The 12,442-nt window shown below is 64.1% G+C and carries 13 protein-coding genes; 7 read left to right on the forward strand and 6 right to left on the reverse strand.

The window, feature by feature from the left end; all coding sequences use genetic code 11:
• The first annotated feature begins 64 nt into the window (after positions 1 to 64).
• The 4 genes from JV18_RS0104685 to JV18_RS0104700 all read left to right on the forward strand — a co-directional run bounded on the left by JV18_RS0104685 (position 65) and on the right by JV18_RS0104700 (position 3,898).
• A complete protein-coding gene (locus JV18_RS0104685) occupies positions 65 to 505 on the forward strand; it encodes a type II 3-dehydroquinate dehydratase (RefSeq protein WP_033073606.1) in 441 nt (146 codons plus the stop codon).
• Positions 506 to 573: 68 nt separating this feature from the next.
• Positions 574 to 1,062, forward strand: coding sequence for an acetyl-CoA carboxylase biotin carboxyl carrier protein (accB, locus tag JV18_RS0104690; RefSeq protein WP_033073607.1), 489 nt, complete (start codon positions 574 to 576; stop codon positions 1,060 to 1,062).
• A 12-nt stretch (positions 1,063 to 1,074) separates the two neighbouring features.
• On the forward strand, positions 1,075 to 2,424 hold the full coding sequence (gene accC, locus JV18_RS0104695; protein WP_033073608.1) for an acetyl-CoA carboxylase biotin carboxylase subunit: 1,350 nt from the start codon (positions 1,075 to 1,077) through the stop codon (positions 2,422 to 2,424).
• Between the two features lie 121 nt (positions 2,425 to 2,545).
• On the forward strand, positions 2,546 to 3,898 hold the full coding sequence (locus tag JV18_RS0104700; RefSeq protein WP_235302876.1) for a L,D-transpeptidase family protein: 1,353 nt from the start codon (positions 2,546 to 2,548) through the stop codon (positions 3,896 to 3,898).
• Positions 3,899 to 4,047: 149 nt separating this feature from the next.
• Here JV18_RS0104700 and JV18_RS0104705 read toward each other — a convergent pair whose 3' ends face one another.
• The gene (locus JV18_RS0104705; RefSeq protein WP_033073609.1) at positions 4,048 to 4,785 is read right to left on the reverse strand and encodes a murein L,D-transpeptidase catalytic domain family protein; all 738 of its coding nucleotides are present in this window, start codon (positions 4,783 to 4,785) and stop codon (positions 4,048 to 4,050) included.
• A gap of 211 nt (positions 4,786 to 4,996) precedes the next feature.
• Here JV18_RS0104705 and arsC point away from each other — a divergent pair, with 211 nt between their 5' ends.
• Entirely contained in the window at positions 4,997 to 5,341 is a 345-nt protein-coding gene (gene arsC, locus JV18_RS0104710) for an arsenate reductase (glutaredoxin) (protein ID WP_033073610.1), read from the forward strand.
• Positions 5,342 to 5,365: 24 nt separating this feature from the next.
• Here the strand turns inward: arsC and JV18_RS0104715 are convergent, their stop codons facing one another.
• Complete coding sequence (locus JV18_RS0104715; RefSeq protein WP_052071739.1) at positions 5,366 to 6,130, reverse strand: hypothetical protein; 765 nt, start codon at positions 6,128 to 6,130, stop codon at positions 5,366 to 5,368.
• A 136-nt stretch (positions 6,131 to 6,266) separates the two neighbouring features.
• The gene (gene recF, locus JV18_RS0104720) at positions 6,267 to 7,376 is read right to left on the reverse strand and encodes a DNA replication/repair protein RecF (protein ID WP_033073611.1); all 1,110 of its coding nucleotides are present in this window, start codon (positions 7,374 to 7,376) and stop codon (positions 6,267 to 6,269) included.
• Positions 7,377 to 7,624: 248 nt separating this feature from the next.
• Between recF and JV18_RS15705 the strand changes: the two genes are divergently transcribed.
• Both JV18_RS15705 and JV18_RS0104725 read left to right on the forward strand, forming a co-directional pair.
• Complete coding sequence (locus JV18_RS15705) at positions 7,625 to 7,753, forward strand: hypothetical protein (RefSeq protein WP_268746261.1); 129 nt, start codon at positions 7,625 to 7,627, stop codon at positions 7,751 to 7,753.
• Between the two features lie 59 nt (positions 7,754 to 7,812).
• Positions 7,813 to 7,992: a PspC domain-containing protein gene (locus JV18_RS0104725; protein WP_033073612.1), complete on the forward strand. Its 180-nt coding sequence runs from the start codon at positions 7,813 to 7,815 to the stop codon at positions 7,990 to 7,992.
• A 220-nt stretch (positions 7,993 to 8,212) separates the two neighbouring features.
• Here the strand turns inward: JV18_RS0104725 and trhO are convergent, their stop codons facing one another.
• The 3 genes from trhO to JV18_RS0104740 all read right to left on the reverse strand — a co-directional run bounded on the left by trhO (position 8,213) and on the right by JV18_RS0104740 (position 12,351).
• A complete protein-coding gene (trhO, locus tag JV18_RS0104730; protein ID WP_081944818.1) occupies positions 8,213 to 8,941 on the reverse strand; it encodes an oxygen-dependent tRNA uridine(34) hydroxylase TrhO in 729 nt (242 codons plus the stop codon).
• A gap of 255 nt (positions 8,942 to 9,196) precedes the next feature.
• Positions 9,197 to 11,197 carry an FAD-dependent oxidoreductase gene (locus JV18_RS0104735; protein ID WP_033073613.1) on the reverse strand — a complete coding sequence of 667 codons (2,001 nt, stop codon included), beginning with the start codon at positions 11,195 to 11,197 and terminating at the stop codon, positions 9,197 to 9,199.
• Between the two features lie 167 nt (positions 11,198 to 11,364).
• Entirely contained in the window at positions 11,365 to 12,351 is a 987-nt protein-coding gene (locus tag JV18_RS0104740; protein ID WP_033073614.1) for a magnesium transporter CorA family protein, read from the reverse strand.
• Positions 12,352 to 12,442: the final 91 nt, after the last annotated feature.

Below are 12,442 nucleotides of genomic sequence, written 5' to 3' on the forward strand. Positions count from 1 at the left end.
CTTTGCCTTTTGATGTTCAGCCCATATAGGGGAGAGGATCATCGTCGCAACCGAAAGGCCGCCTTTGTCGCGCTCTCCGACCGTCTTCATTCTCTCCGGCCCCAATTTGAACCTGCTCGGCACCCGCGAGCCGGACATTTACGGCCATGACACGCTCGACGATATTCACGCCCGCCTCGCCGCGCGCGCGGGCGAACTGGGGGTCGAGATCGACTGCCGCCAGTCGAATCATGAAGGCGCGCTGATCGACTGGCTGCACGAGGCGCATTTTGCGGGGGCAAAGGCCGTTCTGCTCAACGCCGGGGGCTATACGCATACGTCGATTGCGCTGCATGATGCGATCAAGTCGATCCGGGTTCCCGTCATCGAGGTTCATCTGTCGGACCCGATGAAACGCGAATCCTTTCGCCATATCAGCTATATAGGCATGGCGGCGACCGATCATTTCGCGGGGCATGGCGCGGAAAGCTATATGCTGGCGCTGGACGCCGCCGCGCGACTCTGACAATAGGGCGCCATCAAAACCGGGGTCAGACCGCCCACAGGCGGCGGCATAACAACAGGATAATATTCATGGGTGACCATAAAGAGCATGGCATCAACATCGATCCGGCCTTTGTCCGCGCGCTCGCGGAACTGCTGGACGACACGCAGCTTTCGGAAATCGAGGTCGAGGATGGCGAGCGCAAGATCCGCGTCGCGCGCACGCTGACCGCCGCCGCGCCCGTCGCCTTTGCTCCGCCTGCGGCGGCAGCAGCACCCGCCGCTCCTGCCGCGGCCGCGGCTGGCGGAACCGCTCCCACCGCGCCCGCCGCCGATGCCGGACTTGCCGATGCGATCAAATCGCCGATGGTCGGCACCGTCTATCTGGCGCCCGAACCCGGCGCGCCCAATTTCGTGACGCCCGGCAATGCGGTAAAGGAAGGCGAGACCATCCTGATCATCGAGGCGATGAAGGTGATGAACCCGATCACCGCACCCAAATCTGGCACGCTCAAGGCCATTCATGTCGAAAACAGCCAGCCGGTCGAATTTGACCAGCCGCTGTTCAGCATCGACTGAGGCCGCGCCCCTATGGCTATCGAAAAACTGCTGATCGCCAATCGCGGCGAGATTGCGCTGCGAATCCACCGCGCCGCCCATGAAATGGGTATCAAGACGGTCGCGGTCCATTCGACCGCCGATACCGAGGCGATGCACGTCCGCCTGGCCGATCAGGCCGTGTGCATCGGCCCGCCCGCAGCGAAGGACAGCTATCTCAACATCCCCGCGATCATCGCGGCGGCAGAGGTGACGGGCGCCGATGCCATTCACCCGGGCTATGGCTTCCTGTCCGAAAATGCGCGCTTTGCCGAGATTATCGAAGCGCATGACATGATCTTCGTCGGGCCCAAGCCTGAACATATCCGCACCATGGGCGACAAGGTGGAGGCCAAGCGCACCGCCGTCGAACTCGGCCTGCCGGTTGTCCCCGGCTCGCCCGGCGCCGTGACCTTCAGCGAAGAGACGAAAAAGCTGGCCGAGGAAATCGGTTATCCGGTGCTGGTCAAGGCGGCATCAGGCGGCGGCGGCCGGGGCATGAAAGTGGTGCCCGACGCCGACAGCCTCGAAAGCCTGATGAGCCAGGCATCGAGCGAGGCGGCGGCGGCCTTCGGCGACCCCACCGTTTACATGGAAAAATATCTCGGCAACCCGCGCCACATCGAATTTCAGGTGTTCGGCGACGGCAAGGGCAATGCCATTCACCTCGGCGAACGCGACTGCTCGCTCCAGCGCCGCCACCAGAAAGTGCTCGAAGAAGCACCCTCGCCCGTCATCTCGGCCGAAGAACGCGCGCGCATGGGGCAGGTGTGCGCCGATGCCATGGCGAAGATGGGCTATCGCGGGGCGGGCACCATCGAATTTCTGTGGGAAAATGGCGAATTTTTCTTCATCGAAATGAACACCCGCATCCAGGTCGAACATCCGGTGACCGAAATGATCACCGGCTTTGACCTGGTGCGCGAACAGATTCGCATTGCCGACGGGCGCGATTTGTCGGTGGCGCAGGAAGATATCGAGTTTCGCGGTCACTCGATCGAGTGCCGCATCAATGCCGAAGATCCGCGCAGCTTCATGCCCTCGCCCGGCAAGATCACCGCCTATCATCCGGCGGGCGGCATGCATGTGCGCGTCGATAGCGGCCTTTACGCCGGCTATTCGATCCCGCCCTATTATGACAGCATGATCGGCAAGCTGATCGTCTATGGCCGCACGCGCGAAAGCTGCATGATGCGGATGCGCCGGGCGCTTGAAGAAATGGTGATCAGCGGGATCAAGACCAATATTCCGCTGCATCAGGCGCTGCTGACCCAGCCCGATGTGCTCGACGGCAATTATACGATCAAATGGCTCGAGCAATGGCTCGCGGAGCAGGATGATTAAGCCACGGTTCAACCAGAATCGGCTTTAAGCGTCGGACAGCTCCCGCCTTTTAACGGGCGCTCCTTTTCAGGAAGGGGCGCCCGTTCTTCCCTGTCCTTGCAAACTGGGTTATGACCCGAATATGTCGACTTTACCCTTCCGCTTCGCGCCCGCCGCGCTGGTCCTTCCGCTCGCCGCGTTCAGCTTTTCCGCCACCGCGCAAACCAGCGACGTCAAGGAAGATTCGGTCATCATCCAGCCCGACAAGGTGACCGACGACGCGCCCGAAGTCGAAAGCGCCGCCGAAGCCCAGTTGCCGAGCTGGAGCGAGGAGAATGCAACCGTCCTTCTGCGCGCGATCGAGAATATCGGCGCCGAGGGATTGTTCGCAAAGGATTATAATCCCGACGGCCTCGCCGCCGCCATTTTGTCGGGCGACCAGCTTCGGCTCGACCGCACTGCAACCGACAGTTTCCTGCTTCTCGCCACCCATTTGCGCGACGGGCGCACGCCCAATGCCGCGCGCAAACAATGGTTCATGACCGACAAGGATGCCGAGCAGCTTCCGATACTCCCCCTGCTGCGCGCCGCGCTGACCGAGGGACGGGTCGCGGAAACGCTCGCCGCCTTCAATCCCGGGCATCCCGATTTCGCGGCGCTCAGGAAAGCGTTGAAAGCTGCCAAGACCCCCGCGGACGCCAACGCCATCCGCGTCAATATGGAGCGCTGGCGCTGGATGCCGCGCGAGCTTGGCGAGCGCTATGTCGTCAGCAATGTGCCCGAATATATGACCCGCGTGGTTCATGGCGGCACGGTTATCGCCAGCCACAAGGCGGTGGTGGGCAAGGCCTCGACCCCGACGCCGCAGCTCAACCCGATGGCGACGGGCATCATCGTCAATCCCAATTGGACGCTGCCGCGCAGCATCATCAACGAAGGCATTGGCCATACCATCGCGACCAACCCCGCCCGCGCCCGCGCACAGGGCTATACCTGGACGGGCAGCGGGAAAAATCTGTCGGTCGTTCAAAAGCCGGGGCCGAACAATGCGCTCGGGGTGATGAAGATGGAAATGCTCAACGAGCATGCCATCTACCTCCACGACACGCCGTCGAAAAATGCCTTCAACGCTGAGAAACGCGCTTTCAGCCATGGCTGCATCCGCACCGAACGCGCGCTGCATTTCTCCGGCCTGATGGCGGTGATGTTTGCAGGCAAAAGCCCCGAGGAATTTGGCGAAGCAATTGCCAGCGGCAAAACGACGCGCTTCGGCTTCGACAATCCCTTTCCCGTCTATGTCGCTTATTGGACCGCGGTTCCCGACGGCAAGGGCGGGGTAAAGAAATTCGGCGACCTTTATGGCCGCGACGCCCCCGTCGTCGCCAGCTTTGACAAGCCGGGCCGCCCCGCCGCGATCGTCATCGCCGATCAGGCGCCGCCTGTCGTGCCGACGACGTCCCCGGTCACCACGGCGGAAACCAGCGGGATTTACTAACGGGGTCCAAGGGGCGTGTTCAGGGCCCTTGCAACCATTATATCCCCGCGAAAGCGGGGTATCCCCCTCCGGCAGGTTCGCTGACCGAAGATGGATCCCGCCTTCGCGGGAGCACACTCCCAATACCCCTGTTTTGATTTCGGCAGTGCCTAATCCGCCGTCGTCGGAATAACCCCCGTCTCCGCCGCCGTCCGCACCCGATGCTCGCTGCCCGAGACCCATTGCGTCGGTGGGTCGGGCGTCAGCGGCACATGCGGCATCACGCTGATCTTGTCAGCGAACAGCAGCCGCCCCGGTCCCAATTGATAGAGGATGCGCGGCAGTAGTTCCTCACCAAAGACGAAACAGCCCTCGCTGCGCCCCAGCTTGCCTTGCGTCTCGATCAGCGAGGGTTCGGCATACCAGGCACCATGGACGACGATGGCGCGAATATCCGCGTTGCTGTTGTCGGCCTCCAGCCCCGCGAGCCGCATCGACGAACCATTGGCGCCCCAATAATAATCGCTGGTGCGATAGGCGCCGCGCGAGGTCGCAAGGCTTCCCACCTTGTTTGAAAAGCTTTTGAGCCAGCCATCATGCTGCGGGTCCGATCCCCGGCCATGGGTGACCGGGAACATGTCGATTGTCCCGGCGATCATGTCGACGAGCGCAAAGCGCGGGCGCGAGGAAGGCAGGCCGAAATCAACAATCCCTACCCGGTCGGTCAGGGGGATATGCCGCGATTGCAGCGCAAGCTGCTGCCGCGCGACGGCGAGATAATCGACCGCCGGGGCCGGGGACAAGCCGGGCACCATCGCCGCCGCCCGCCGCACGCCGAGCGGCAGCGCGCCCAAGGCGCCGGCGCTGGCGAGCGCCCCTAACAGCCGTCTGCGGTTTATTTCGTTCATCCTAACCCCATATCGCGCGGACCGGCGCCTTCAAAGCGGCGCTATCCGCAACCCTCCCACCTTCCTTAGCCGCGCTTTCGCCGCCAAAGACAAGCATGTTGGCGGACCGGCTGCGGGAAGATGTGGCATATTTGCCGTGAACAGCGGCTTACCGGGGACGCTGCCGCCGCCCCCGCTTGCCCATCCGCCGCGCGTTGGATAGGGATGCGCCATGAAAGCAACCATCTGGCACAATCCCGCCTGCGGCACCTCGCGCAAGACCCTCGCCATCCTTCAGGAAACGCCGGGGGTCGATGTCACCATCGTCGAATATCTCAAAAACCCTTATGCGCGGGCCAAGCTGGTCCAGCTTTTCCGCGATGCCGGGGTCACGGCCAGGGAGGCGCTGCGCCTGCGCGGCACCGACGCCGCCGAACAGGGGCTGCCCGATGCCAGCGAAGACGCGATCCTCGATGCGATGGCGGCCAACCCCGCCTATGTGAACCGCCCCTTTGTCGAAACCGACAAGGGCGTGCGTTTCTGCCGTCCGCAGGATGTGGTGCGCGAGATTCTGTAAGCCTGCGTCGAATCGCGCGCCGATTCAGCGCCGCCGGACGCCATAATCGATGCGGATGCGGACCCAGCTTCCCACCTGCACCCGCCCGCCGATGCGCGGCGGGCGCACCCGGAATTGCCACGCCGCCGCCAGCACCGCGCGCATGATCTGCGATCCGGCGGGATGCTCATCGAGCCCGACGCAGTCCTCGACCCGGTAATCGGGCACGGTGCGGCACGCGATCAGCGCCCAGCCCGGTCCGCTGGCGGTCGCCAGATAGCCGCGCAATTCGGCATCGCTCGGCTCGCGATACCAGGCGGCGGCATAAAGCGGCTCGCCATTGGGCGCCGTCCCCACCCGCTCGCTATCGCCCGAAGCGCTGCCGCCGCCCACATTGGCCGGGCCATAAGCCGCCCCTTCCGATATCCGCACCCCGATACGCGGCCTGGCGGGCGCTTCCGGTCCGGGCGCGGGAATCGCCGGAGCGGTGACGCTTGCGGGCGCGGGCAACAAAATGGGCGGCGCAGGCGCACGCGGCGGCCGGACCACGGCCTCCGCCTGCTGCGGCGATGGCGCGGCGGGCTCGGCATTTTCTGCCGCAGCGGATGGGGCGGGAGCGGGCGCCTCCGCGCTTGTCCCGTCCGCCTCCAGACTGACGACGCTGATATAATCATCCTTCACCCGAGGCCCAATCTGCGGCCCAAAGCCCAGCATCAGCAGCAAGAGCAGCAAGGCGACAACAAAGGCGAGCAGCATCGCCAGCACCCGCCGCCCAGCGCCGATGCTCAAAAGCTGGTCGCGGGACGCCATGCCGGACAGAAGGGAAGGGAAAGGAGAGGCCAGCGCAATAATCTTTAACAGCGGCGCTCGCCGCGCGAGCCGACGGAAGCAGGAAGACAAAGCGATAGGGGGAGGCCCCGGCTTTGACAAGCGATGCCGCCCGCCCCTAGCCCGCCGCGATCCGCCCGCCCGCAATGCGAAAGCGCGTCACGGTGCCCGGCATATCGGCGAACAGCGCGGCTTCGGTTCCGGTCAGCCACGCCTGCCCGCCCTGCGCGGCTATTCGTTCATAGAGCGCCGCACGGCGGGACGGGTCGAGATGCGCGGCGACCTCGTCGAGCAGGAGCACGGGCCGGCTCCCCCGCGCGCGCGCCACGCAGTCGCTGTGCGCGAGGATCAGCGATAGCAGCATCGCCTTTTGCTCGCCGGTCGAGCAGCGCGCCGCCGCGCGCCCGCTCAGCGCATGTTCGGCGAGCAGATCATCGCGGTGCGGCCCCGCCGTCGCGCGCCCAGCCGCCGCGTCGATCCGCCTCCGCTCGGCATAAAGGGCGCGCAAGGCTTCCGCCTCCCACGGCGTCGCCCGCACCGCTCCGTCGCTATCGACCAGCGCCAGCCGGGGCCGGGCAAAGGGGGCGTCGGGCTGCTCGGCCAGTTCAGCCGATAGCGCCGCCAGCGTTTTTTGCCGCGCCGCATCCATCGCCGCGCCATGCTCGGCCATTTGCGCCTCCAGGCTCGCGAGCCATTGCGGATCGGCGGCGGGAAGGTCGGCGAGCAGCTTGCCGCGCGCGCGCATCGCGGCTTCATAGCGATTGCCATGCTGGGCGTGGCGTGGGTCGAGCGCGAGCACCAGCCGGTCAAGAAAGCGCCGCCGATTGCCCGCCGTATCGACGAACAGGCGGTCCATCGCCGGGGTTAGCCACAGCACGGCGATCCATTCGCCCAGCGCGCTCGCCGCCGCGCCCGCGCTGTTGATCCGCACCAGCCGCCGCCCCGGCTGCGCCGCCTCAACCCCCGTGCCCAGCGCCACAGGCGGCAGGTCCGCCCCCGCCTCTACCTCGGCGAAAATCGCAAAGCCGCCGCCCGCGCCGTCGCGCACCATCTCGGACAGCGGCGCCCGGCGCAGCCCGCGTCCCGGCGCAAGCAGCGAAATCGCCTCCAAAATATTGGTCTTGCCCGCGCCATTGTCGCCATAGAGCGCCACCAGCCCCGGCGCGGCGATCAGCTCCGCCACGGCGTGATTGCGAAAATCGGTCAGTGAAAGGCGAAGCAGGCTCATGCCCGCCTGCCTCTAAACCTTTTTTTCGGCGGAGGGAAAGCGGCTTGCCATTCGGCACCGACCAGACATCGAAACAAAATTCATCTTGCGGTATTTCTCACCATTTATCGGCAATAATTCCATCTCGCATTCGCCCGCGGGAGGGAAATATGGCCGTTAACTGCGGATGAATGAAATTGGCACGCCTCCTGCAATGTATTGGGCGTCCGCCGGATAGTCCGGTCGGGAGGATCGAAAGGAACAAAATCATGGCCAACATCAACTTCACCGCCGTCAAAAGCTACGCCGTTGCCAGCTTCGCCTCGCTCTATTGCGCGGTCATGCTCTTCGCGCTCTCGGGCGCCAATGGTGCAGAGGTCGGCGCGCTCATCGTCTGAGCCGCTGCCTCTCTCTCCCCCCGAAAAAGTCGGCGCAGCCGACACCAGAAAGGAAAGACATGAAACAGGGTTTTCGCAAGAATCGGCAGCAGGGAATGATTTTTGGCGTCTGTGCAGGGCTGGCGGATCATTTCGGCTTTGATGTCTTGTGGACACGCATCGCCTTCGTCGCCCTCACGCTGCTGGGCTTCGGCCTGCCGCTGCTGCTGTATCTGACGGTGGCCATATTGGCGCCCTGAGCGCGCTCCGGGCGCTCACCCGCGCCCCATTTCCCAACAAAGGCCCGTGGGCAGCGCCCCGCGGGCCTTTTGTTATGCGGGGTTTCCCCATGCCACCTTCGTCATTGCGAGGAGCCCGTCCGCGTCTCCGCGCGAACCCGAACAACTCTGCGCTCTCTGCGCCTCTGCGCGCACCTTCTTTAAAGGAATGCCGGACGGCAACGTCCCCAGGCCGCCGCGCTCATTCTTTCTCGCCCAGTTCGACAAGCCCATGGCCAACGCTTACCCGCTCGTCGAACACGAAACAGGCGCCCTTCCAGCGGCTCTCGGCCTCGGGTACCTGTTCCAGATAGGCGAGGATGCCGCCCTTCAGATGCACGACATCCGCAACGCCCTCGTTTTTCAGAAAAGCCGTCGATTTTTCGCAGCGTATTCCGCCGGTGCAGAACATGGCGATGCGTTTTCCCGTAAATTCATCGGCATGGGCGCGCCACCAGTCGGGAAAGTCGCCAAAGCTCTTGGTGTGCGGATTCACCGCGCCGTCAAAGCTGCCATAGCCGACCTCGAAATCATTGCGCGTGTCGATCACCACCGTATCGGGATCGGCGATCACATTATTCCATTCGGCGGGCGCAACATAAGCGCCGACCTCGCGCGCCGGGTCCACCCCCGGCACTTTCATCGTGACGATTTCCTTCTTCAGCCGCACCTTCATCCGGCGAAAGGGCATGGCGGCGGCGGCGGAATATTTGACGTCCAGATCGATACAGCCGGGCAGCGCGCGTATATGCTCGATCACGGCGGCGATCCCGCCCGCGTCCCCCGCGATGGTGCCGTTCACCCCTTCGCGCGCGAGCAGGATCGTCCCCTTGATCCCTTTCGCCTCGCACAAGCTGAGCAAAGGCTCACGCAGCGCAGCGGGATCGTCAAAAGGCGCAAAGCGATAGAGGGCAGCGACGGTAAAGCTCATGACGGGGCCCATAGCGGCATGCGCGAGCAATGAGAAGATTCGCGCAGAGGCGCAGAGATGGCGGAGGCCCCTTAAACTGCCATTGTGAGGAACTCGGACCCGTCCGGGTGACGAAGCAATCCCCAGCTATCGGTGCATCCAAGACGCTGGCTGGAGATTGCCTCTCCCGGCTTCGCCGGGCTCGCAATGACAGCTGGTTGGTGGTGAGATTTCACGCGGAGACGGGGAGATATGGTGGCTCCGGGCCGACCGGCCCTAGCGAAACACATCCCCTCGCCCGGTCGCATATTGCGCCATCGCCATCGTCGTCCATTGCGCGTTGACGCGAATGCAGCTTGGAAAGACGCTCGCGTCGGTCACCATCACATTGGTCGTGCCATGCACCCGGCAGTCGGGATCGACGATGCCATAGCGGGGGTTTTCGTGCATGGCATTGCCGCCATGCGGGTGGCTGCTCGACAGGGTGACATCATCGGCCTCGCGGATCGCGCGCTCGAAAAACGTGTCCACATCCATGTCGGGGGTAACCACCTGTCCGCGCGCCAGCGCAGGGTAGCATTCCAGCGCCCCGGCAGCGAAATGCACCTTGGTCAGCGTCGCCATCGCGCGGCGCAGTACCGGCAGGTCGACAGGGTCGTCGAGCCGAAAACTCAGCTTGCCATCCTCAATCCGTCCGCGCCGGTCGGCGGGAAACAGAATGCCCGCCGAATGCACCCGCCCGTAATTTTTCATCCGCGCCGCATGGTCGGCGAACCATCCGGGCATCAGCGTCGCCATCGACATGGGCGGCTGGAAATGGCTTTCGAGCAGAAAGTCGCCGCAATCGACATAGCTGGTCATCTGATCCTCGTCCCAGGCGTTGCCGCCCGCCCCTTCGGGCATCAGCGCGACGACGGGGGAAGCGACATTCAGCGACACCTGATATCCCGTCCCCGCTATGCCGCTGCGCGCCAGCAGCTTGGACGAGGCGATGGTGCCCGCGGCGACCACCACGCCGATGCGCGCCCGCACATCGAGGCGCGCGCCGCCGGGCAGGCGCAGTCGCACCCCCTCCGCCTCGCGCCGGCCATCCAGCGCCTCTTGCCACAATATGCGCTCGGCCTTGGTTTCGGGGAGAATGCGCGCGCCATGCTCGCGGCAGGCGTCGGGCAAATAGCTTTGCGCGACCCCGACCCGGCGGCCATAGGCGCAGCCCGAATTGCAATATCCGCAATAGGCGCAGGCGGCCTCGGTGCCCGGCGGGCCGAAATTCTTGCTGAACCAGGCGGTCACCGCGCGCCGGTCGCGCGGCTCATCCGATGCGGCGGCATAGGCGGCCCAGCCTTTCATCAGATGCGGTCCATTATGCCGCCCGCTGCGCGGCTCGACCGGCGCAATCCCCAGCCGCGCCTGCACCGCATCATAGGCGGCATGAAAGGCCGCGGGATCGACCGGCGCGCCGATGCGCGCCCATTTGGCGAGCACATCGGGCGCATCGGGATGGGTGCGCCCCGGATCGTTGACACGCAGGCAAATGCCATTGTTGATCGTCGACGACCCGCCGACGCAGCGCCCCTGAAACACGACGAAATCGCGGTTGGTGGAGGTTTGCAGCGCGCCATGCTTGTAAAGCTGCGCGATCATGTCGAGCTCATGATGGGTGATCGCTTGCGACGGGTAAAAGGGACCCGCCTCGACGATCAGCACCTTATAGCCTTGCGCGGCGACATTATGCGCGGCAATCGCCCCGCCCGCGCCCGACCCGATGACGATGACATCATATTCGGATTTCAGCGATGCGGCGTCCAATATATGCGCTGGATCAATCTCGCGCCCCTCGACGAGCGTGATCGGCATCTCGCCGTCCCCGCGCGCCCGGTATTTGGGCAAGGCAAAGCCGATCTGGCGGTGCACCGGATTATCGGCATTTTCCGCCTCGCCGCCCGGCTGCCAATGGCCATAATAGCCGGCATAGATGACCCCGCGCAGCCGCCCCATATCCTGAAACAGGTCGATCTGGCTGTCGCGCAGCCGGTCCTCGATCCGCTCGACGCGGGTTTCAACGCTCGCCTCGCTGAACCAAGGGCCCAGCACCAATTCGGTCGCGGTCAGCGAAAATTGCATCTCATCCAGCTTGGTGCCGCCAATCTTGGCAAACAGGCTCTCGATATTTTCGACCACCTGATCGGGGGTGATCGCCATGTCGACGCCATGAAACAGCGCCTCGGTAAAAGCCTTCAGAAATTTAAGCTGGCCATAGTTGAATGGTGCCGCCATCGCGCGCCTGCCCCCCTGTTATCCCAAGCGCAGTTGCACAGGGATGCATCGGATAGGCAAGCTCGATTGTCGCCAGAAAGATTGGCATCAAATTGTTGCTTGCCTCCCCCGATCAAAGGCGGGAGGACACTCCCCAGCTATTGGAACCCTGATATCGCGCCTGCGCGCTAGAGCCAGCCGCGCTTGCGAAAATAGGCGAGCGGCAGCACCGCAGAAACGACCATCGCCCCCACGGCGAGCGGATAACCATAAGTCCAGCTCAGTTCGGGCATCACCTCGAAATTCATGCCGTAAATGGACGCCACTAGCGTCGGGGGCATGAAGGCAACGGCGGCGACGGTGAATAATTTGATGATCTGATTCTGCTGGAGGTTGATCAGCCCCAAGGTCGCGTCGAGCAGAAAGTTGATGTTGCTCGACAGAAAACCGGCCTGATCGGTCAGCGCGCGAACGTCGCGCTGGATCGTTTTCAGCCGCCCCACCGCCTCCCGCTTGACCCCGGCATTGCGCGCGCTGTGATAGGAAAGCATCCGTTCCAGCCCGACAAGCGATTCGCGCAGACGCATCAGCAAATCGCCGTCGCGCCCGATCTCGCTCAGCACCGCTTCCAGATCGCGCGAGGCCGCCGACACATCATCCCCGGCCGGGTTTTTCCGGGCGAAAACCTGCCGCGACAATATGTCGCAATGCCCCGCTGTGCGCTCCAGCGTATCGGCTACCCGGTCGACAATGGCTTCCAGCAGGTCGAACATCAGCGTTTCGGGGCCTGGGCGATCTTCATCGCGGGTCCGGCGCGCGATCACCTGGTCAAAGGAAATCGACTGGGCGTGGCGCACGGTCAGAAGATGCTGCGGCGTCAGCAAAAAGGTGACGGGGGCCAGGCGCGGCGCATCGCTGTTCAGCCCGACCACGATCGGCACGGTCATGACCCGCGCGCCATCTTCCTCATACAGGCGCGCCGACGGTTCGATTTCCTCCATTTCCTGCAAGGTCGGAATCGACAGGCCGAACAGCGTGGCGGCGCGCTCGGCATCGTCCGAATCGGGATGGACGATGTCGGCCCATAAAATATCACTCCCCGACGCAGGCTGGTCCAGCTGGGCGGCATCCACGCGGACAAGATGGCCATTCTGGCGAGCGAAGGCGGTCAGCATATTTTCCTCCTGACGGCAGGCACAGACCGACTTCGGCGCGGGGTCGGCAGATTGTTGGGACAGGCCGGGAAGCTACGCCAATGCCGGGGGC

It is taken from the genome of Sphingopyxis sp. MWB1 (assembly GCF_000763945.1).
Classification (GTDB): domain Bacteria; phylum Pseudomonadota; class Alphaproteobacteria; order Sphingomonadales; family Sphingomonadaceae; genus Sphingopyxis.